This is a genomic window from Chamaesiphon minutus PCC 6605 (assembly GCF_000317145.1).
Lineage (GTDB): Bacteria > Cyanobacteriota > Cyanobacteriia > Cyanobacteriales > Chamaesiphonaceae > Chamaesiphon > Chamaesiphon minutus.
On sequence record NC_019697.1, the window covers coordinates 715,383 to 737,180 of the forward strand.

General features: G+C 45.2%; 21 protein-coding genes and 2 pseudogenes. 10 read left to right on the plus strand and 13 right to left on the minus strand.

Features of this window, described 5'->3' with window-relative positions; translation table 11 throughout:
• The first annotated feature begins 52 nt into the window (after positions 1–52).
• Together CHA6605_RS03330 and CHA6605_RS03335 are read left to right on the plus strand one after the other, a co-directional pair.
• The gene (locus CHA6605_RS03330) at positions 53–1,600 is read left to right on the plus strand and encodes a CHAT domain-containing protein (protein WP_015158133.1); all 1,548 of its coding nucleotides are present in this window, start codon (positions 53–55) and stop codon (positions 1,598–1,600) included.
• Between the two features lie 160 nt (positions 1,601–1,760).
• On the plus strand, positions 1,761–3,440 hold the full coding sequence (locus CHA6605_RS03335) for an aldehyde dehydrogenase family protein (protein ID WP_015158134.1): 1,680 nt from the start codon (positions 1,761–1,763) through the stop codon (positions 3,438–3,440).
• A 138-nt stretch (positions 3,441–3,578) separates the two neighbouring features.
• Here CHA6605_RS03335 and CHA6605_RS03340 read toward each other — a convergent pair whose 3' ends face one another.
• The 3 genes from CHA6605_RS03340 to CHA6605_RS03350 are packed head-to-tail and all read right to left on the minus strand — an operon-like array spanning position 3,579 to position 4,447.
• Positions 3,579–3,758: a hypothetical protein gene (locus CHA6605_RS03340; RefSeq protein WP_015158135.1), complete on the minus strand. Its 180-nt coding sequence runs from the start codon at positions 3,756–3,758 to the stop codon at positions 3,579–3,581.
• Between the two features lie 8 nt (positions 3,759–3,766).
• On the minus strand, positions 3,767–4,183 hold the full coding sequence (locus CHA6605_RS03345) for a DUF2752 domain-containing protein (RefSeq protein ID WP_051038661.1): 417 nt from the start codon (positions 4,181–4,183) through the stop codon (positions 3,767–3,769).
• A gap of 6 nt (positions 4,184–4,189) precedes the next feature.
• Entirely contained in the window at positions 4,190–4,447 is a 258-nt protein-coding gene (locus CHA6605_RS03350; RefSeq protein WP_015158137.1) for a TM2 domain-containing protein, read from the minus strand.
• A 221-nt stretch (positions 4,448–4,668) separates the two neighbouring features.
• Between CHA6605_RS03350 and CHA6605_RS31205 the strand changes: the two genes are divergently transcribed.
• Positions 4,669–5,553, plus strand: coding sequence for a DUF1822 family protein (locus CHA6605_RS31205; protein WP_015158138.1), 885 nt, complete (start codon positions 4,669–4,671; stop codon positions 5,551–5,553).
• An 86-nt stretch (positions 5,554–5,639) separates the two neighbouring features.
• Here CHA6605_RS31205 and CHA6605_RS31210 read toward each other — a convergent pair whose 3' ends face one another.
• Entirely contained in the window at positions 5,640–6,017 is a 378-nt protein-coding gene (locus CHA6605_RS31210; RefSeq protein WP_051038662.1) for a hypothetical protein, read from the minus strand.
• A 191-nt stretch (positions 6,018–6,208) separates the two neighbouring features.
• Here CHA6605_RS31210 and CHA6605_RS37010 point away from each other — a divergent pair.
• Both CHA6605_RS37010 and CHA6605_RS32375 read left to right on the plus strand, forming a co-directional pair.
• Positions 6,209–7,141 (plus strand): annotated as a pseudogene (locus CHA6605_RS37010) (hypothetical protein).
• Between the two features lie 39 nt (positions 7,142–7,180).
• A complete protein-coding gene (locus CHA6605_RS32375) occupies positions 7,181–7,306 on the plus strand; it encodes a DUF1499 domain-containing protein (protein WP_232432176.1) in 126 nt (41 codons plus the stop codon).
• On the opposite strand, the gene CHA6605_RS03370 is transcribed toward CHA6605_RS32375, so the two are convergent.
• The 5 genes from CHA6605_RS03370 to CHA6605_RS03390 form a co-directional block, all read right to left on the minus strand.
• Positions 7,264–10,377, minus strand: a complete 3,114-nt coding sequence (locus CHA6605_RS03370) for a hybrid sensor histidine kinase/response regulator (RefSeq protein ID WP_015158141.1) — start codon at positions 10,375–10,377, stop codon at positions 7,264–7,266. The genes CHA6605_RS32375 and CHA6605_RS03370 overlap by 43 nt on opposite strands.
• 391 nt (positions 10,378–10,768) lie before the next feature.
• Positions 10,769–12,094, minus strand: a complete 1,326-nt coding sequence (locus CHA6605_RS03375) for an ISNCY family transposase (protein ID WP_015158142.1) — start codon at positions 12,092–12,094, stop codon at positions 10,769–10,771.
• 80 nt (positions 12,095–12,174) lie between these two features.
• On the minus strand, positions 12,175–13,038 hold the full coding sequence (locus CHA6605_RS03380) for a methyl-accepting chemotaxis protein (protein WP_051038664.1): 864 nt from the start codon (positions 13,036–13,038) through the stop codon (positions 12,175–12,177).
• The gene (locus CHA6605_RS03385) at positions 13,035–13,346 is read right to left on the minus strand and encodes a transposase (protein WP_041547516.1); all 312 of its coding nucleotides are present in this window, start codon (positions 13,344–13,346) and stop codon (positions 13,035–13,037) included. Before CHA6605_RS03385 ends, CHA6605_RS03380 begins: the two co-directional genes overlap by 4 nt.
• 228 nt (positions 13,347–13,574) lie before the next feature.
• Entirely contained in the window at positions 13,575–14,420 is an 846-nt protein-coding gene (locus CHA6605_RS03390) for an AraC family transcriptional regulator (RefSeq protein WP_015158143.1), read from the minus strand.
• 175 nt (positions 14,421–14,595) lie between these two features.
• On the opposite strand from CHA6605_RS03390, the pseudogene CHA6605_RS37015 reads away from it, so the two are divergent.
• Positions 14,596–14,664 (plus strand): annotated as a pseudogene (locus tag CHA6605_RS37015) (hypothetical protein); the annotation flags it as partial.
• Here the strand turns inward: CHA6605_RS37015 and CHA6605_RS03395 are convergent.
• From CHA6605_RS03395 to CHA6605_RS03410, 4 genes are all read right to left on the minus strand, one after another.
• On the minus strand, positions 14,657–14,851 hold the full coding sequence (locus CHA6605_RS03395; protein WP_015158144.1) for a hypothetical protein: 195 nt from the start codon (positions 14,849–14,851) through the stop codon (positions 14,657–14,659). The pseudogene CHA6605_RS37015 and the gene CHA6605_RS03395 sit on opposite strands and share 8 nt — an antisense overlap.
• Before the next feature lie 5 nt (positions 14,852–14,856).
• Complete coding sequence (locus CHA6605_RS03400) at positions 14,857–15,198, minus strand: hypothetical protein (protein ID WP_015158145.1); 342 nt, start codon at positions 15,196–15,198, stop codon at positions 14,857–14,859.
• A 154-nt stretch (positions 15,199–15,352) separates the two neighbouring features.
• Positions 15,353–17,029, minus strand: a complete 1,677-nt coding sequence (locus CHA6605_RS03405; RefSeq protein ID WP_015158146.1) for an acetolactate synthase large subunit — start codon at positions 17,027–17,029, stop codon at positions 15,353–15,355.
• Between the two features lie 274 nt (positions 17,030–17,303).
• Complete coding sequence (locus CHA6605_RS03410; protein ID WP_015158148.1) at positions 17,304–18,677, minus strand: NAD-dependent succinate-semialdehyde dehydrogenase; 1,374 nt, start codon at positions 18,675–18,677, stop codon at positions 17,304–17,306.
• A gap of 451 nt (positions 18,678–19,128) precedes the next feature.
• On the opposite strand from CHA6605_RS03410, the gene CHA6605_RS03415 reads away from it, so the two are divergent.
• The 4 genes from CHA6605_RS03415 to CHA6605_RS03430 all read left to right on the plus strand — a co-directional run bounded on the left by CHA6605_RS03415 (position 19,129) and on the right by CHA6605_RS03430 (position 21,569).
• Entirely contained in the window at positions 19,129–19,830 is a 702-nt protein-coding gene (locus tag CHA6605_RS03415; protein ID WP_015158149.1) for a DUF488 domain-containing protein, read from the plus strand.
• Positions 19,766–20,212, plus strand: coding sequence for a DUF488 domain-containing protein (locus CHA6605_RS03420; protein ID WP_015158150.1), 447 nt, complete (start codon positions 19,766–19,768; stop codon positions 20,210–20,212). The genes CHA6605_RS03415 and CHA6605_RS03420 overlap by 65 nt, the downstream gene beginning before the upstream one ends.
• A 12-nt stretch (positions 20,213–20,224) precedes the next feature.
• Entirely contained in the window at positions 20,225–20,884 is a 660-nt protein-coding gene (locus CHA6605_RS03425) for a dual OB domain-containing protein (RefSeq protein ID WP_015158151.1), read from the plus strand.
• A gap of 178 nt (positions 20,885–21,062) precedes the next feature.
• Positions 21,063–21,569, plus strand: a complete 507-nt coding sequence (locus CHA6605_RS03430; protein ID WP_015158152.1) for a hypothetical protein — start codon at positions 21,063–21,065, stop codon at positions 21,567–21,569.
• Positions 21,570–21,798 lie beyond the last annotated feature (229 nt).

Consider the following 21,798-nt stretch of genomic DNA (forward strand, 5'->3'; position numbering starts at 1 on the left):
TGGCAGCACGAATGTCAATCTGTTTCCACCGCTAGCCGCGATCGCTGGCCCATTGGTACCTGTAAGTATTTATAGTAATGGTAATAATGCTAGCGGTGCCATTACAATCCGGCATGGTGGGAATGGTTTAACGCCATTTATTGTTGGCGATTCGACTGTCAATGGTACCAGAAACTCGATCGTTAGTAGTCGCGATAATCGGATCGCACCGCCGCAATCTTTCTTCCCCAGTTATACCCAAGGTAACATTCAAATTATCACAGCTCCGCGATCGATAACACCAGAATGTCCGACAGGTGCAAATTGTTTGCCACCACCACCACCACCAAAAATTACCTGTGCAACACTAGGAAATTGTCCAGTTATCAAAGATCCCGATACACCGATTACTGAGGATTATAAAGATCTCAAAACTATCAATCGCGAAAAACCCCAAGCGATCCTCCAAAATATCGAGGATAGTACTGGGATCAAACCTGCAATTATCTATGTCGTATTCTCGCCACCAAATTTAGACATAGATGTGGCCAAAGACCTGAATCATATCAGTAACCTCGCCCGCGATAGCTTCCAACTCGAACTAGTCATGGTGACAAAAAAAGGTGCCCCAGTTCGCAAAACTATTCCAGTAACTCGCCAAAAAACGATCGAAATTGCCAAAAAATTTCGCTCTCAAGTCAGCAGTGTTAATGCCGAAAATCCGACAGCATATCTGCCTGCGGCTCAAGAACTATATAAACTTTTCATCGCGCCACTAGAACCCGAATTAAAACAGCGGAAAATTCAAAATCTGGTCTTCATCATGGATGGCGGCTTGCGCGCCTTACCTGTAGCGGCACTCCACGACGGCAAACAATTCCTCGTCGAACGCTATAGCGTCGGCGCGATGCCCTCCATCGGTTTGACGGATACCCGTTATGTAGATGTCCGCAATGCGAAAGTATTAGCAATGGGTGCCGAAAATACTCCCAATCAACGACCGCTACCCGCCGTCCCAGTCGAGTTAAAGACGATTTCGGGTACGATCTGGACGGGTACAGCCCTCGAAAACGACGACTTTACACCTGCCAATCTGGTTAACCAACGGCAACGACAACCCTACGGGATTCTCCACCTAGCTACCCATGGTGATTTTAAATCGGGTGGCCCCGAAAACTCCTACATTCAATTTAAGAACGAACGCTTGGGACTCGATCGATTGCGCCAACTCAGGCTGAACGATCCCCCAGTCGAATTGATGGTCTTAAGTGCCTGTCGGACTGCTGTCGGCGATGAAGATGCCGAACTCGGTTTTGCAGGGCTGGCCAATCGCGCTGGAGTAAAATCGGCGATGGGCAGTATTTGGTATGTCAGTGATGAAGGTACTTTGGGCTTGATGACGAGTTTCTATCGGAACTTAAAGCAAGCTCCGATTAAGGCTGAAGCTCTCCGTCAAGCTCAAGTCGCCATGCTCCAAGGCAAAGTCCGGCTCCAAGACGGCAAACTGATTACTGCTGGCGATAACGTGAGTTTGCCACCTAGTTTGGTCAAGCTGGGGAATATCAATTTGACTCATCCCTTTTACTGGGCAGGGTTTACGATCGTCGGCAATCCTTGGTAGTTAGTGTCGGTTCAGGGGTATCCCTACCGATTAATTGTGAAGGGGTACCCTCCAGCTACAGATGTGAATAAGTCAGATCGCTCGAATAATCCGATCGAAAGGAACTTGCATCAAGATAAATTAGTAGCGTGCAACTCATCACTATCAAAAAACGGCATCTATGACTGCGACAACCTTCACCCCGACAACTACCAACTTTGATGAGATCGATCGAGCTATCTCCACCCTTTACAGTCATCGCGATAATTGGGCGCAAACTACGATTCTGCAACGATTAGCATATCTCCAAAGCTGTCTCGATCGCACTCTGGCAGTAGCTGAGGATTGGACGATGGCAGCTTGCCAAGCCAAAGGGATCGATCCTCAATCGTCGCTGGCGGGGGAAGAATTAATGGCTGGGGCGATTTCGACAGTCCGCAATATTCGCCTCTTAATGACTACCCTAGAAGCAGGTGGAAAACTGTCGCCGCCGAAACTGAGACAGCGGGAGGATGGGCAAATTGTCGCCGAAGTACTGCCTGCAAATGCGATCGAGCGAGTATTGTACTTGGGTTATCGGGGCGAGGTGTGGCTCCAACCGGGTACCATTCCCAGCCAGGGACGGATCTATCGCGAACCGACGGCGAGTAAAGTGACGCTGATTCTGGGTGCGGGGAATATTTCGGCAATTGTGGCGATGGACGCGCTCTCGAAGTTATTTAGCGAAAATCAGGTAGTTATTATCAAGATGAATCCGGTGAATGCTTATGTGGGGACGTATATCGCCGCCGCATTAGAGCCACTGATTCAGGCGGGGTTCGTGCAGATTGTCTATGGTGGTGCCGAGGTTGGCGAGTACTTGTGCCAACATCCACAAATCGAGCGAATTCATATTACTGGTTCGCATCGCACCCATGATGCGATCGTGTGGGGGGCGACACCTAGCGAACAGCAGGAGCGCAAAGCAACTAATAAACCGCGCTTGACTAAACCGATTACTTCCGAACTCGGCTGTGTGACGCCGATTTTAGTCGTTCCGGGCAAATGGTCGCCAGCGGATCTAACTTTTCAAGCGCGTCAGGTTGCCAGTTCGATCGCGCACAATGCTAGTTTTAATTGTGCGTCGGGACAGCTACTCGTCACCGCATCTGGTTGGGCGCAACGCGATGAATTTTTAGCAGCCATCCGCCGAGAATTAGCGGCAATTCCCCCGCGTCAAGCTTACTATCCAGGTGCCCAAGAGCGGTATCAAGCATTTATCGATCGCTACCCCCAATCCGAGCCATTAGGGACGCGCACGCCAGAAATCGTACCCTGGACTCCGATCCCCAATGTACCTGCCGTAGCGGGCGAATATGCCCTCACTGAGGAGGCATTTTGTGGCATCTTGGCCGAAGTTTCTATCGAGTCTGAATCTGCTGTCGATTTTCTTACCAAAGTTGTCGAATTTGCTAACGATCGCGTGTGGGGCACACTCTCCTGTACGGTGTTAATCGACACGCGCACTCAGAAACAATACCAGCCAGAATTGACTGCGGCGATCGCCAATCTCCAGTATGGCGCGATCGGGGTGAATATCTGGTCGGCGATGTTATTTTATTTCGGCTCGACGACTTGGGGTGCATATCCCGGCAATCGGCTTGCAGACATCGGTTCGGGGATTGGGTTCGTCCACAATAGTTATCTATTCGATCGGCCCCAGAAATCTGTCGTCTACGCCCCATTTCGGATTTTCCCGACTCCGGCTTGGTTTGCAAATCACAAAAATCTGTTGGCGATGGCGCGGCAATTGCTGAAGTTTGAAGCTTACCCCACTTGGCAAAATCTGCCAGGGGTGGTGATGGCTGCATTGAAAGGTTAGGGTGTTTTGGGGGTGCTGCATTTACCCACCCCGCCCTACGCGCACCCCTCCTCGACGGGAATTTTTTCTGTCGGTTATATTTGAAATCTTGTCAGATCGGCATCCGAATAATTCGTGATGTCGTTTCAGGCAGAGATTTTAGAGCTTGCGGGAGTTGTGGTAGCCTACATACACAAAAGCTAATACCTGGAGCGGCATCATAATCAGCATTTCTTTAGAGAAGATATTTACATCCAGTCCGGATACCAATGTAAAATAGCCCATGCTCAAAGTAGCTGGTAGCAATAGCAAGAATAGTTTGGGCTTGGACTTTACCATGCGTTCTCCTAAAGAGCTGTAGTCAGAATAATTGAATTGAGGCGGAGGAGATAGTAACCGCTAAAAGCGAGCGCGATTGCAGTTTGGAGGTGAGGATTCGTCAGCCACTTGAGATAAAAAGCCTGCTGGTGACAGCCCGATTTTAGTTCCCAGATCCCGTGAGCTAAAATTACACCCAAACAGATAAATAATAATGGCCCAAATAAATGATAGTCGATCGCTTGTCGCCAATCCCCACGGACGAGCGCGACAAACGATCGAGTCATACCGCAACTCGGACAAATTAACCCAAACCAGTGTCGCAGGGGGCAAAAGATCGAGCTAATCCGATATCCCGCTGCATAAAAGCAGCTACTAATTAAGGGAGCAGCACAAATTCCTAGCCCCAAGTAACGCCAGAGCTTGGCCGAATTAGATAATCTCACAACAGATTAAAACCAACCTTTTTTACTACTAACATAGGTATCGACAAACTCGCGATCGGTTTTAGTTAGATAGATAATCCCTTCAATCAGCCCAATAATTCCCATAATCGGACTAGCAATACCACAGGTGAGCACACTAGCGGCTAGCATGATTCCGCCTTCAGTGTTGTAACCGAGTACAAATTTATGGATACCAAGCGCACCGATTAAGATCCCACAGATCCCAGCCGCTACTTTTTTACTTGCATCAGCTCCGTCTTTCATAAACCATTCTCCTAGAGTTATATCGATCGAATCTTATCTATCTAGCTATCAGCATTCCCCAAAGTGCGCTCGAACTATCATCTAGTAATATGTAGCCATAATGTCGATTGCCGATTGCTGGTACAGGCTCAAATAAAATCGTGCTAAAACAGATCGATCTTGCCAGATTAATTTGCATAAATGTCCGTAAATCCACTGAGTGAGTAATAAGAGTCTTAGCGGTGCATTATCTGGGCACGATCGAATGTGTAGTAGTACTGCCAAACACGACAGAAATTCAGCTTCCAACAGCCATAACCAACGATGCGGCTACGGTGCAACGCGATCGGATCGGTTATGTGTTCGTTCAATTTAGTCAAGATCTTCATAGTGTCGAACTATTGGGATTTAGCGATCGAGTCGATACCGAATATATCTCGATCGATTGCCTCCAATCTTTAGATGAGTTATTAGATTTAATCGATACTGCGCGAATTAATAACTTGCAAGAATTTTTGCTTGGGATCTTAGGAAATGGTTGGCAACCGCTTGCCAATTCGATCTTATCACCCCAGCAAGAATATGCTCTGAGGAATACGATTAGTCTGCCCAAAAATACCAGCTACGACAGCATTCGCGACTTTACTGCTAGTAAAATGATTAACCTCAGAGCCAATATCGCGAATATTCCCCTCCTCCTGCCGATCGGTTTGAACGAGGAACTTGATGGACGCTTCAAAGTTCGGATTCGGTTACATGCTGCTGGTGGTATACCTTTATTACCCGCGCATCTCAAACTCACTCTCCAAAGAGAGATTCAAGAAAGCTTATTCGTTAGCTCTGGATTTATAAGTAAATGGACACAGATTTACACGCTCGAAGGGTTATCAGCATTAAAATTAGCACATAAGGGTGCTACTGGCTACTTAAAAATCGAACAGAGAAAAGCGATACTAGAGTGGCTCAAAGTCAAGAATTATTGGAATTTAGGAGAACTAAAAGCTTATGTGGAAGAGCAGTATGAGGTTGTATTTAGCTCGGAAAATGCCACTACTCTACAGGGTTTATTCAAATCTTTATTTGTCCAAGCCACATATCCCAATTTCTTATCTAATTTCAGTTTGTAGTTGTTCTTAATCTTAACTACAAACTTTTTCTCTTGTCGATAGCAACTGTTAATAAAACTCGCTCCCGCAAATTCTCTATCTAATACTCAAAATTGATTTGAATTCAAACTAGCTATTATTTTATCTCCATAGTTGTAGTCATGTTCTTGACCAAAATTGATTAAACTTCCGCTCACACTTCCACCTTCTGTATTTGTGCCTACAAATAGTTTGAACTGGTTGTATCCCAGCTTCCATAATAATTTACTTTTTAAACTTATTACCGTACTATCGATCGGCACCAGATCTGTCACTTCCTCTCTATTTCTTGCTGCTACCGCCTGATTTAACTGCTGATAGGTTTTGATAAATACTTCTATCTCTCGATTTTTACTTGCTTGAGAAAATGTCGATATATCTAACCCATATCCGCTGTGGTTGATACGACTAAATAACGAGCGCATACTTGTCACACTTTTATCCATGACGAATTCTAGCCAAATCTTAACAAATAGTTGCGTATTTAGAACTGGGTGGTCATCCTTCGGCAGTGGAGCTACGATCTTCTTGACAAGCTTTTTGAACTCAATTACCAGTAAATTTACTATTTTATTTCTTTAAGATAGAGGGGATAGTAAATCTTTATTTACCCTCTATTTTTATCAAGTATTTTTATCTGTCAACACTTCTGCCTCAAACCATAGCCAAACAACTGAGTTCTTATCGGGAGATATTCTTCCGAGCAGAAGGATTTGAGCATATCAGTCGATACGGGAGCGGGTGAAAACAAGACCCTGCAAGGAATTGACGCCCAACAGGTGTACCCCCAAACAGAAGGAGTAAGTAGAAGAGCAATGCACTCAGCCGTATTTGAGGCGGGATGGAGTAGTGAAGAATTAATGACACGCCATCGACAGATAAGTAGATGGGCGTAATTAAATATAAGATATCGCGTAGCTAGGTTTCAGGCAAAATCTATTTTACAAAAAATTGCGCCTACCTACTTAGTAGGGCAACAGCATCGAGGTGTGGGGAGAGAAATCATCAGTTTAGATTGGACATTATCGCATCATGAATACGGATTAGAAATCCACGGGGTCAAACGCAGTTACGATTATGTCAATCGGTGTTCACGAACGGGAGGATTTAAGTGATGAGCAAAGATTTTGATTAACGGATGCTTTACATTGGGAAGCGGTGCGCGTATCTGCTGACGCAGAGGCTTCGCCAACGTCGGGTTTCCCGACGTAAAAAGCGCACCAAGACAAGTGGTCGAGTTATTCAAACATGGAGTTATCGATGGACTATCGAGATTTTTCATGAGTTTGGTAAGCAGGTGACTGGTTTTGAGTCGGCTCAGGTTCGCAATCAGGAGGCGGTTAAACGCCACTTCTGTCTAAGTTGCATATCGCAGTCGTTACTTCAATCATTGCCTTGTAACGGTCAAAAATCCGAACGATTTATGTTTGCTCACAACCAGCAAACAGTAGGACAGCGACTTTATAGTTTGACTCGCGAAGCTTACCTCCAACTGCTGCATCTGGTGCAAGGTCTATTTGCCCAAAACCGTAGCTGTGAGCAAGTTTTGGAGGTACTGATGCCTGCTTAATCTCTTCAGTCATATCTTTCTCTGCTCGTAACTTGCCAAGTGCTGTTGCCAAATTATCCATCTTTCATACACACAGTCCGATCGGCTTCTCTCCTTGGAGAGTCGGACTTGAGCATAAATCGTCAACGGATTGAAGAGATTAGAACCTTACTAGCGGCTGCTTGAATCAGAGATTTGAGCGTTGTTAATAATTCTGATTCCGTGTAGGGTTTGGAGAAATAGGCAGAAGCACCTAAGTTCATCGCCAACATCCGATGTTTTTCACTGTTGCGGGAAGTGAGCATCAAGATGGGGAGATCTTCAAAATCCTGGTTCGATCGCAAGGCTTCTATCACTCCATAGCCATCTAGCCGAGGCATTTCGATGTCGCAAATTGCTGCCTGAACTACCAATCCAGCGAGGAGTTTTTCAACAGCTTCTTGTCCATCTCTAGCTTGTTCGACTTGATAGCCTTCTTTTTCTAACATCACAGCTAAATAACGACGGACATTAATTGAGTCGTCGATGACTAAAATTGTGTTAGTTTCTGGATGGTTAGGGGTAAAAGCGTTAGAACTGGATGACTGTTCTGTTACGGGAGTTGGATTTTCTGGAGCATCAGATTTAGAAGACATCCAGCTTGCAAATTGGATCGGATCGATGAGAGGAACTACGCGACCGTCGCCTAAAATAATCGAGTTGCCGAAGCCTGGAGTTAAAGGCATGGGACTATCGATCGATCTCAAGGTAACTTCTTGTTCGCCCCAATATCGATCGATCTGAAATGCTCTTAATAATCGATCTTCACCGACAATTAACACGGTTGGTTGGGAAATAGTTGGTCTTCCTGGTAATCCAGAAGTTCTACTATTCCTACCGAATGAAATTCCTTGCTCCAACGCGATCAGGGGAATCTCTTGCGATTGCCAAGTGATTTTTGTACCATCGGCGGTGACTAAATCGGGTTGGAAATGGATAATTTCTTTGATCCTATCTACCGATACTGCGAAGACGAATCCCGATCGTTCGAGTAACATCACTTTAATAATCGAAAGGGTCAACGGTACGCGGATAATAAAAGTAGTACCGATTCCAGGTTGAGTTTCGATCCGAATATTTCCGCGCACTTGTTCGATATTGGTACGCACGACATCCATCCCCACCCCACGCCCAGAGAGTTCGGTGAGATTGTCTGCTGTACTAAAGCCTGGTTCAAAAATGACATCTAGCAATTGAGTTTCTGGCATTTTTGCTACTTCGGTGGCGGGTAAACCCATCTGTTGGCGCCGATCTCGAATGCGATCGAGTTTCACTCCACCGCCATCATCAGCGATCGTAATCATCGTTTCACCACTGCGCTGACTGGCAGTAAGGACGATCGATCCCTGGGTTGGTTTCCCCGCAGCCATCCGCGTGGCGGGATCTTCGATGCCATGATCGAAGGCATTTCGGAGTAGGTGCATCAGCGGATCGCTCAAGTTTTCCAGCATGGCGCGATCGATCCCAATATTTTCACCTTGAATCGTCAGGGAGACAGATTTGCCAAACTGCACTGATAAATCGCGAATCAGGCGCGGAAACCGCTTGACGACATCGGCAAAGGGGATCGTCTGAGTGCGGGTCAGGTTGACCTGGAGGGTGCGGGTGGTTTGGTTGAGGCTGCTGACCGATCGAGTCATTTCCTGAAGACTCAGCTCGATGTCAGCGGTTACTTCTTGCAGTTGGACGATCGTTTCAATTTGATTTTGCGAAACTAGGTGAAGCTCGTTATATCGATCCATTTCGAGAGAGTCAAATCCCTGCGTGGATGAGGTTAGGATTGGATTCGAGTTTGCTGGGGCGGTGGTGTTTTCGGTTGGGGGAATTAGCCCTTGGGTAGCCGCCATGTCATACCACTGACGGAGTTCTTGGTTGGATGACTCTAGCAGTTTCATCCGTTTTCGCATCAATCCGGTATAGTTCTGAATTTCGGAAAGGCGGAGATCGATCGCATTCCGTTCTAAAATCAACTTGCCGAAGGCGGTATTAAATTGTTGCAGGTACTCTACAGGTACACGTACTGTTTGAGATTGACGCTTGGGAGTTGAGGCAGTTGGAATGGGAGCGATTTCAGGGATAGCGGTTTGTCGAACTACCGGAAAATCCCCGGTGAAGTCGGTGAGAAATTCTGGAGCGTCAAAGGTGGCTAATTCGCTGAATAATTCGAGTGGTGGTGCATCTTGCAACAAGAGAGTACCACTGTCCCCATCTGTGTCGAAGTCGGTGAGAAATTCTGGAGCGTCAAATGCCGCTAGTTCACTGAATAATTCTAGTGGTTGAATGTCATCGCCGCTAAAAGTAAAGTCTGCTTCAGTCTGGGCATTCAGATTGGTGATTTCTGACTGCAATAGCGACAAGTCTAACGATTCTAGTCCAGAGAGGGATGGATTAAATCCTTCTTGGAGCGTCTCCACCGGAGCATCGAGTTCGAGCTGTGCAGGGACATTGCTAGATACTTCTGGGAGTCGATCGGGTATTTTGTCAAATCTTCCCAATATTACCAATGAGTGAGCTTTACGCCAAACCTTGATGGCTCTGCGAGTAAGTTCGAGAACTTGGGACTTAGACGTAGTTTGACCCTGAATTTTGATAGACTCACACAGATCGACGAATCGATCTAAACTTGCCATCCGCCCAAAGTCGCTCAATTCGTCTGCTGTCATCTGCAAATCTTGGAGCAATTCTGCTGGTGCTAAACTTTCAAATTGACGATCGAGTAAATCGAGCGATTCCTTGACTCCACTTTCAAATAATAAGATCCCTGGATCGACATCACCCTCTTGAGACAAGAGCGCGTCTTCATCTTCAGGACGGAGATCGCCCAAATGCTGACGCAATCGATCGAAAATCGGCTGCGATTGAGTAGCCAACCAAGTCTCATCTACTAATTGCGATCGACGGTGAAGATCGCCCACTTGACGCAAACAATCAACCCCTGCTAGTAATAGCGTTTCCACCTCGGTACTAATCGATTTGGAATGATACCGCACTCGCAGGATTTTGAAAAAGTCCTCAAGCTGGTGGGCGACGTGACTCAGCGGTGCAAATCCCATCATGCCTGCGCCCCCTTTGACGGAGTGAGCGGCGCGCAGAGCTGCGTCGATGGCTTGGGGATCGGGAATTGTATTGGCTAAACCGAGGACTGTAGCTTCGATGCGATCGCAACAATCTTCTGATTCGTCCAAGAATTTGAGGGGAATTCTATTATCGTTATCCATCACATTTATAGGGGGAAATTTGACTTGGGGTGCCAAAATTAATATATTGAAAAGACGAAAATCCGTAGGGGCGAGTTTATGCTAGGGATTGCGAATGTAAAGATAACTATCGTACGAACCCGCCCTCACCCACCCGTAACATCCAAATCATATTTTCCTTGAGTTGGAATAAAGCGAACATCAGATTGTCGGTGGGTTTTGGCTTGTTTATTGTTTGGTAAAAATTCTAAATTCTAAATATTTTGCCGATTCTTTACAGATAATCTATCTTTGCTAATGGGGTGGGGCGGGTTTGTTTGGTATTTGTTAGTACAAAGCTGGGATAACTAGCATAAACCCGCCCCTACGAGATATCCGAATGGTTTAAACCAGCAATTCCAAATTCAAAAATCTAGGAAGAGTTGGCGACCAGAGTGGAAGCCGAGCCGTAAAGCATGAAATCAATCAAAGAAGGCCAACTCTCAAAGAGTAAATATTTGGTAAGACTGAGGATATCTTGAAAAAAGCCTTTACGAGTAACACGCTTGAGACGAATCTGTCCATATGCAAGATCTGTTAAATGCAAAACAGTGTGAAAAAGGAATGCCAACAGGTTCAGCGTCAATAAACAAGCAGCTAAATGCTGCTGACCATGCCCAAAGTTATGCTCCAGATGATATCCCTTTGTTTTGAGCACATTATGATTTTCATTTTCGGTCTTCCAACGACATCGACCAGCCGCAGCAACCAGAGGTACGCTCTGTTCGTTTAATTCATGGCGGGTAATAAATGAATTTTCATATAATATTTCTCCATCTGATTGGCGGGTATGGATTAGTTTACACCAATTGACCTTCATTGCTGGCTGGGAGTCCCTTAGAGGAATTCCATTCACATATTGATAGCTATATAATTCGCTTGAATTGCTGTTCCACTGTTTCACTTCTAGCTTTTTCACCTCGCCAATACCATCCAAGTATTTCAACCAATCATAAACAGCAGTATGAGACGTTTCTAAACAGGTAAAGATAAAGTTCATTCCCGACGCTATCACCTGTTCACACATTGGTTGGTGACTGTAGAGGTCATCTCCGAGTAGAGTGATTGCTTGTCCTTGGAATTCTGGGGCATGAGTTTTGAGCCATCGTTTAGCTGCTGCCACTTCGCAGTCCTGCTTCTGGTGACCATCTTGAGGTGTGATGAATTCCGGAGCTAAGGAAATTACTTGAGATTGCCCAGGCGCAACTATTACAGGCAAAATGGCACTGTGGAAGTAAGTTACTGTGCCATTTTTGTGGGTACGGCTCGAACAGCATTTACAGTTGAGTTTGTGCGAGTCAAAATACTGAGTTCCATCCAGCGCAACTAGTAATCCACCGAGATATTCAAACGGTTTCAAGTGACCTTCTCGTCTTAAAGACTGATAGACGTGATTGAATACTCCAAATAGTGCTGTGGCTGAAATTTCATCCAGGATATTCCGAATTTGCGGCACTGTTGGGATTTTAATCATGCCAAACAGTGTCTGAGCATTGCTTTTGCCCTGATTGCTATTCATGTGCCGCTGATGTTCTAAAAAGGATTCGCTTTGCATGAAAAACATCGAAAATGCTCCCAACACAGCATCTCTGATGGTGTATTTAGTGCCATTGCTGGCAAGGCGCGGATCTTTCATCTGAAGAATTGCTCGGTTCAGATAGACTATCAATACCCCAAAACTCAGCTTCATTGGCTCCATTCTGCTTCTCTTTTTGAAGTCTCTCTATTCTCCTGCTCACCCTACCAAGTTGTCAAAATCTGAATTTGGAATTGCTGGGTTTAAACCTGGAACTGGGCGACTTTCTCTTCAAGTTGTTTTGCCACTTGAGAAGTCGATTGAATCGATGCCGCCATCTGACTAGAGAAAGCAGAACGTTCTTCAGAAGATACGGTTACTTGTTGGATCGGTTGAGTTACCACTTTGGCAGTCTCCGCCTGAGAAATAGTAGCTGTAGAAATAGAACTCATCAGGATATCGATCTCCTGAGACTTTTGCAGCATTTGATTCAATTTCTGCTTAGTAGCTTCCACCAATCGAGTCCCATCAACCACTTGCGCTGTACCCAATTCCATCCCCTGAGCTACATCCTGGGTTTCTGACTGAATTGCCGCGACAATCTGGGCGATTTCGCGAGTTGCTACGGCAGATTGTTCGGCTAGTGCGCCCACTTGCTCGGCAACGACGGTAAAGCCGCGACCTTGCTCTCCAGCTCGGCTGGCTTCAACACTGGCGTTAATTGCTAGGAGGTTGGTTTTGAGCGCAATTTCTTCGATTAGGGTAACTACCTGGGAAATTTTTTGGGAAGATTCGCCCAACCGCTTCATTTTCTTCGCAGATTCCCCGACAGTAGTACGGAGACTGAGAATACTATCTACAGTTTGAGCCATCGCATCGGTACCTTCCTGAGCCACAATATAGGCTTCCTTGGCGATCGTCGATGCTTGGTTGGCATTGGTAGCAACAGTTTGAATCGAGTTGGTCATTTGTTCGACGGAATTAAATGTACCGCGAATTTCTGCTGCTTCTGTGATTGCCTGTGCGGAAAGCTGGCGAATATCGCGTTCGTTCGATCCCAGCGAAACAGCCACTTGTCCGGTGCCTTGTTTCACTTCGATCGCAATATCTCGAAGACTATCGATCACAGCATTAAATAAGGTAGTCCATTGCGGTTTTTTTTGACTTGTTCTCGCACTTTCCCATGGAGTTGTGTCTGAATCCGTTCAAGAGAGCCATCCTCACACCAGTTTTGGTAATGCCAGAAGACTGTGGAATATGGAGGTAGATCTCTAGGTAAATCTCCCCAATTACAGCCATTCTTGAGCTGGTAAAATATACCATTGAGTAGTTCTCGCTTTGTCCATGCTAGGGGTCGAGTTTTCTTCTTCTCGGATAATAGTAATGGCTCGATCAGTTCCCACTCTTTGTCTGTCAAGTCACTTGAATATCCCATTTCTATCCTTTTTTTACTGGCATTACCTCAACTTTGTCGATTTTACCCGAGCGTCTAAAAGATCTCAAATGGGTTCTATAGAACACAGCTCTCTCAAACGGAAAATTCAATGAACAGCAATCTTATTTTCTTAACTTAGTCACGAATCGGTTCGGACGATCGCAGAAAACAATTAAAAAACCGATCGATTTACTTCATGCCAACACTGCCCCGATCGATCGGTTCGTGTCAAGTACTCTCCCGAAATTGCTTGGGAGTTAGCCCGACACTTTTGCGAAACTGAGCCGAAAAATGGCTCTGATTGGCAAATCCGACTTGGTAGGCGATCTCTGCTGCTGAAAGCCGCGTTACCGACAGCAAAACTTTCGATCGCTCGATCCGCCGCTGCATAATATAACGATGGGGCGGCGCTCCAGTGGCTGTTTTAAAGGATCGGGCAAAGTGAAACTGACTCATGGGAATCGATGCCGCTAGGTTGGCGATCGTCAATTCTGCTGCTAAATTTTCTTCGATATAATCTTGCAATTGCTTGAGTTGCCATCCATCCAGTCGATCTATCTCTAGGGTCGATCGAACGATCTTTCTAGTATGGTTTCTAAGCAAATGAACCGCCAACAAATTTCGCAACGACTCCACATACAAATTACCTGCCATACCACCATTAATCACTTCTCCTTTTAACAATTGGGCGATATGTAAAATAGTGGGGTCTTGAAAAATCACGCGATGCTCGATCGCAATATTTTCAGGCAAACCATTGTCGGTAGCGAGCTGCTGCAATACAGCGGGATCGAGATGCAAATTGACATATTCACTCGGTTTGGCTCGCCGATGCCAAACAAACTGGCGATCGCCATATACAAAGACGCTGCCCGCAGGTAAATTAGTATCTTGGCACTTGCCATCTACCGACCAAGTGACGCGATCTTGAGGCGTAAAGGCAACACTTAGCCCATTTGGAGGCATCGCAAAATCAAATTCGCCCACAGCTTCCAATCGACCATATTCGATCGCCAACCCATCCCACTCATTTTTTAAAACGATCGCGGCTGGTGTGGTTTTAAGTGACAGCATCGTAAGTTAGGGATGGGAAGGTTTGTGCCGATCCGAGCTAACCTTCATCATAATCGATCTGCCGAATTGGATTTAAGCTGTAGGTCGATCGATCTCAATTTCACGATTGCTCTTTCAATATTCATGACAGCCCAATTAACCCTCAACAATTGTTTAAAACCTTACCGATAAAGCTCTGGCTTTGGCAACTTATTCCTTCTTGCCGATCGTTCAAGCATTTACCAAATCTGCTAATGTCACGATCTACGATCTCCAGAAGTGATTTTTGACTCTGTTTTAACTGGTGTTGGTTCGAGAGATTGAGTTTTTATTCTCCATTTTTCAGCTATGATTGTTGCTCGATCGCTCATTTCTCTAAGCTTCTTCTCTCCCTCTTGGGCTATTTGTAGAATTTCAGCTAATTCTGTTTCATTTAATGGATTAGTACTCATGGCTATTACCCCAAACGTTTTTTAATATTACTTACAACTATCTTAGCTTCTAAGATTCGACCTAATTGTTCTGACAGGTCTTCTCCTGCTTCTTCAATATCTTGGCTGGAAAGCGTCTCATTTGTAGTGAGATATCGAATAGTTTCTTGAATTCTCCACCTAGTATTATCTGAAAACAGCGCGTAATTATTAAGGAGAGCAAATAACTGAATCGAACTGACGTTGTTTGGAAACAAGGTAATTCTTGCTCTCACTAATTGAATAGCTTCGGATAATTCAGTGTCGAGATTGTCGATTTCACGATCGATCTGTTCGACTAAGACATTGAAATTAGGCGGTAGAGTCATAATAGGCAGTCGAACCAAGATGTCGATTAGACCGAATGTTCTATTGTCACAACATTATCCGATCTCCAAATCGTACCCACATTCACTCGATCGTATCACCATTACCAATTACTTCCAAATCAAAATTTCGCCAACTTCGCTACCACAATTGACTTTAGGCTTCTGATGACTCTGTATCCTCCGCAATTAGACAGTCCAAAGTTTTAGATTTTTGGCTAAACAGAAAATTCTCCCGATAATCGACTGGACAGTCAATCACCGCTGGAACATCTTGAGCCAGAGCCTCTTTGAGAGTGGGCATCAGATCCGCAGTCTCAGTAATTCGATAACCCTTCAGTCCCATACTTTCAGCCAACTTCACAAAGTCAGGATTGCCAAACTTGATAAACGAAGATACCCCAAACTGCTGCATTTGCTTCCATTCGATTAGCCCATAGCCCCCATCGTTAAAAATCAGCGTCACAAAGGGAGTATTCAGGCGCAACGCAGTTTCTAGCTCCTGCATATTCATCATAAAGCCCCCATCTCCTGTAGCGGCAATCACCTGACGATCGGGATAAACTAATTTAGCTGCGATCGCACCTGGAATCGCAATCCCCATCGCCGCAAAGCCGTTGGAAATAAGACAGGTATTGGGTTTGGCGCAGTGATAGTGACGGGCAATCCACATTTTATGGGCACCCACGTCCGAAATTAGGATATCGTCATCGCCTAAAACCTGCCGCAGGTCGTAGATTAGTTTTTGGGGGCGAATCGGAAAGCCTTTATCCTGGGCGTATTGCTCGTAGTCGGCTCGAATCTCCTCACGGAGCGAGAGGGCATAGGGTTCGGGTTTGGAACTGGGATCTGATAACTTCTTACACCTTTGCAGAATCTCCTGGAGCGAGTCGGCAATGTCGCCCACGACTTCAACCTGGGGAATATAACTACTATCGATTTCTGCTGAGACTTCGGCAATGTGGACGATCGGAATTTCGCCAGTCGGATTCCATTTCTTGGGCGAGTATTCAATCAGATCGTAGCCGACGGCAATTACCAAGTCGGTGCGATCGAATCCACAACTAATATAGTCCCGCTGTTGCAGACCTACCGCCCACAGCGCGGAGGGATGGGTATAGGGAATTACCCCCTTACCCATAAAGGTGTTGACCACTGGCAAATTCAGTTGGGTGGCTAACTCTGTCAGGGCAAGGCTAGCATGGGAGCGGATCGCACCGTTGCCGACTAGTACGAGCGGATTATGAGCCTGGGCGATGGTGGCGGCGGCGCGATCGAGACTGGCAAAGGCAGCATAGACCCGACTCGATCCGTTTTTGGGCAAGGGTTTGACGGTTGCTGGCATCGCCGCGACATTTTCCGGTACGTCGATATGCACCGCACCAGGCGTTTCCGATTGGGCAATGTGGAAGGCTTTGCGGACAATTTCGGCGGTACTATTGGGCTGGACGATTTGTTTGCTCCACTTGGTAATCGGTGCAAACATCGCCACTAAGTCGAGATACTGATGGGATAAAATGTGCATTCGATCGGTACTCACCTGTCCAGTAATCGCAATCAGCGGTGCCCCATCCAGATTGGCATCGGCGACCCCTGTCATCAGATTGGTTGCACCTGGGCCTAGAGTGGACAGACAGACCCCCGCCTGTCCGGTTAAGCGACCGTATACATCGGCCATAAAGGCGGCTCCCTGTTCGTGGCGACAGGTCACAAATTGAATCGAAGAACCCTTGAGAGCTTCGAGAATGTGGAGATTTTCTTCACCTGGGAGTCCAAAAATATACTTCACGCCTTCATTTTCCAGGCATTGCACTAATAATTCTGCCGTATTCATAAACTACCCCTGTTAAGGTGACTATTTGTACTAAGCGGAGCGATAAACAATTAATACTTGTGGGTTGCGGGTTTTGCTTGTGAGGGCAGACCCCTCGTTGAGGAGCGGGGTGCCGCCCCTCAAACTCCCCTGCACAAGGCTTAGATAGTGGGCAGCTTAGCGCGCTTCGCATTAGTGCTTGGACTGTGGATTGCTAATATTAGATAATTTATCAGCACCAGTTAAAATCTTCCGATCGTACATAAGCTCACCGTAACAGGGGTAATTCATAAACTCACTTAATCCAGATAGTTTTGATGTTGACAAATTCTAGAATGCCGGGTCGTCCGAGTTCCCGACCGTAACCAGATCGCTTAATCCCCCCAAACGGCAAGCGCGGATCGGATTTGACCATGCCATTGATAAACACTGAACCCACATCTAATTGGCTAATTAAGCGGTCGCGTTCGGTGGCATCCTGAGTCCAGGCACTCGCACCCAACCCAAAGGGACTATCATTGGCTAGAGCGATCGCGGCATCTAGATCGGGTACTGTAAATAACAACGCCACGGGGCCAAAAAATTCATCGCGGTAGGTGGCACAAGTTGGGGGAATATTCTTGAGAATGGTGGGTTCGTAAAAAAAGCCTGGTAATCCAGACCACGGCTTGCCCCCAATCAAACATTCCGCTCCACCTGCGATCGAAGTTTGTACCTGTGCGTCGAGTTGTTCGCAGCCTGTGCGGGTTGCCAAGGGGCCAACATTAATCTCGCTCTGCAAGGGGTCGCCGATCTGGAGTTGGCGAAATGCCTCCACAAACTTGGTGGTAAAAACATCAGCAATATCCTCTAGCACGATGAACCGTTTGGCGGCAATGCAGGATTGACCATTATTGAGCAGCCGCGCTTTCACCCCGACAGCGACCGCTTCATCCAAATCCGCACTCGTCGTCACGATAAATGGATCGCTACCGCCCAGTTCCAGGACGATTTTTTTTAGGACTGTCCCTGCTGCTTGGGCTAAACTGGCTCCAGCAGGTTCGCTACCCGTTAGGGTGGCGGCTTTTACTTGGGGCGATTTGACGATCGACTCGACTCGATCTGCCGAAATTAACAGCGTTTGAAATACCCCTGGCGGAAACCCTGCTCGGAGGAGAATATCTTCGATCGCGATCGCGCATTGGGGGACGTTAGAAGCATGTTTGAGTAGAGCCACATTCCCCGCCATCAGAGTAGGCGCGGCAAACCGAAACACCTGCCAAAAGGGAAAATTCCACGGCATTACGGCTAAAATCGTGCCGAGGGGATGATACTCGATCCGCGATTGACTGGCATCGGTGGCAACTATTTCGGGGGCTAAAAACTCCGCCCCATACTCGGCATAATAGTCGCAAACCAAGGCACACTTTTGGATTTCGGCGATCGCTTGATCGATCGGTTTGCCCATTTCCAGGGTCATCAGTTTTGCCCATGCTAATGACTGTCGATCGTCCCGCAGGAGGCTAGCAGCCTGATGGAGCCATTGACTCCGCTGCGCCCAGGATGTCTGGCGATAGTCTTGAAACACCCGCTCCGATTCGATAATTTTGGCTCTTAGGAGATCGTCGGTGAGGGCGGGGAAATTTTTCAGTTGTTGACCCGTCGTCGGATTGATACTAGCAATACTCATCGATCTATTCTATCCCTTAGCTAGATATTGCCCTCATTCGATCGTGACAAATTTCGGGACTGCAACATCAAAATACATGATAAATATGATGAAAATTTACATTTATGTTGCGGTAGCTACTGTTTTCCCAAGACCCCCCAGAACTTGGTATAGCTGGTTCGGACTCAGCTAAAGCGGTTGTAGGTATATATTTTTGTAATATTCTGGCACAAGGTAATATATACAAGATTTTTGGGTATTATATTTATTAGATGATGGACAGCTTAGATTTTAAATCGAACTCTCATACGCTCTTCTTCCAATTTCAGAGGATTTTCGTATAGTCAATAAATATATATTTCATTCATAGTATTCTGATACTGAGGAACTTGGATATGTTGTCCGAGCCACAAGTGAAGGCACTGGTGAGTTATAATTACTTAATAAACGTTCATTCAAGGGAACGGTATTGATGGACTTATTTACAATTGGACACTCTACTTACGAAATAGAAACATTTATTTCTTTGCTGAAAAAACATGAGATAAATGCAGTAGCTGATGTAAGGTCTCATCCTTACAGCCGTTTCATGCCGCATTTTAATCGCAATTTTTTGAAAGAACTATTAGCTAAAGAAAACATTTATTATGTTTTTCTAGGAAAAGAACTAGGCGCAAGAACCGACGATCTGAGATGTTACATTGATGGGAGAGCATTATATGAAAATATTGCAGCAACTGCTCAATTTCAGAAAGGTATTGAAAGACTTTTGAAAGGTTTGCAGAAGCACAGAATTTCACTAATGTGTGCGGAAAAAGACCCCATTACTTGTCATAGAGCAATTTTGGTTTGTCAGCACGTTCGGCATCCAGACCTAAATATCAATCATATTTTAAAAGGTGGCGAGCTAGAATCTCATATTCAGCTAGAAGAAAGAATGTTGAATAAGCATGGTTTAATTGAATTCACAGAAGATCGAGAAGAGCAACTTCAACTTTCTCTCTTTGAACAGCCAAAAAGTAGATTACCAACAAAAGAGGAATCTCTGAAGAAAGCCTATCAACTTCAAGGCTATGAAATTGCATACGTAGATAAAAATTATAATAATCATGGAAGAACAGATCGAGCTATTCACAATCGGGTTTACCCAGAAAAACGCTCAAAAGTTCTTTGAAACTCTGAAAAAATCAGGTGTACAAAGAGTTATTGACACTCGTCTAAATAACATTTCTCAATTAGCGGGGTTCACAAAAAAAACTGACTTAGAATACTTTCTAAAAATCATTGGAAATATTGAATACGTTCATATACTCGATCTAGCTCCAACCAAAGATATTCTTGATGAATATAAAAAAAATAAAGGTGATTGGGGCGTATATGAGAAAAAGTTTTTACAACTTCTTGCCAATCGAAAAATAGAAAAAAAAGTATCTCCACTTTTGATAGATGGTGCTTGTCTGCTGTGTAGTGAGCCAACGCCTCATAACTGTCATCGTCGTCTAGTTGCTGAGTATTTAAATGAAAAATGGGGAAACATAAAGATATGTCACCTCTAAGATCGAAAATGTATGTCATCAACAAAAAGAATTATCTGTCTTTCTAATTCTTTAAAACTAACAGAAAGGTGTATTGCTGGAATTGATATTGAGTCAGGGCGATGGGTTCGCCCTATCTGTAATCGCTTTCCCCAAGATGGAAGAGTCCCAGCCTCAATTCGGATTGTTGAAGGAAGAGAACCAGAGCTACTAGATATTTTAGAAATTCCCCTTAATGATACTGGAAATGATTTTGGGTTTGAATGTGAAAACCTGACTATATTGGATGGTGAATGGAAATTATGGGGTAAGGCAAAACCAAGTGATTTAATTAAATATTGTGGAAGTTCTTCAAGTATTTTGCATAATAACTTGAAATATGTTAATCCTTCTTCTTTGCAGTCTTTGAATTTTAACGAACGTCGGACATTACAACTGATCGAGACTACTAATTTTTCTGTGACAGGAAGCTCTGTTAGTGGATGGCGAGGAACGATTAGAACTAAGAGTGGTCAAAGTTTAAATGATGCGAAAATTACCGATCCAGTGTTTGTTGAGAAGCTCAACCAAGGACATCAGCCAACAGGCATCTATTTAGTAACAGTAAGCCTTTCGATGCCTTTTGCCCCTCGTCCAGACTGGGAAGGTGAGCATCCATGCTGGAAATTAATTGCAGGAGTAATCGAACTATAACGTATAGATGTTTAACACCGATCGGCTAGTGAGGGCGGGTTTATGCTAGAAATTCCTACCTATCACTACCAAATCAGAACGAACCCGTCCGCCTTCACCAATATCTGTCGATCGATTGCAATCGATAGCGGTGCCCCAATTTAAAATAGAAAGTTAAATCCCAGAAAGGTGCGATCGAATGGCAAAAACTAAACGACGACAACTTGGTGGATTGCCACCCAAATACAGTTTCATGATCAATCCTTACCCAGACGAACGAGTATCCCGTTGTCCGTTGTGCGATCGCAAGACTGGACAACGCAAAATACCGATCTTGATTCATGTCAATCCCAAACACCTAATTGCACTCAACTATACTTGTCGTTTCTGTCGAGATTGCGATCTACTAATTGCTCACAAACATGAAATCGAGCATTATCTGACTGCATTATTTAGCCAACAAGCTCCTGAATCGATCGGTAATGACTATCTGGCGATCGGTACAGTTGAGAAAAGTGTGTGGAAAGAAGGGCTAAAACAGCAACAATCTATCGATAATTTTTTGCCCCATACCAGTGATTTTGCCACCTATTATAAGGAATTACAGCTAACTAGAGCTGGCTATTACAAGGCAGACCAAAAGCCACCTATAGCAGTACCACCACCATCTCAAGAATGGGTGAAAACAAACCCGATCCGCCTCTAAGTTGCTAATATCGATTGCTCTAACACTGAAATTGGCAACACCATATTTATTACAGTTGTGCTGCGTGTTGTTAATTATTACCCAAATTATTGAAGCTATGACGATCGCATCGATACTACCGTTCGGGATGAGCGGAAATCTGCTAATGATAGAATAGCGAGGTTCGCCTAAGCTAAATATGCCAGGTCTAGCTTGTCAGCCAAGACCTCATTAACCCGATCGCGTCATC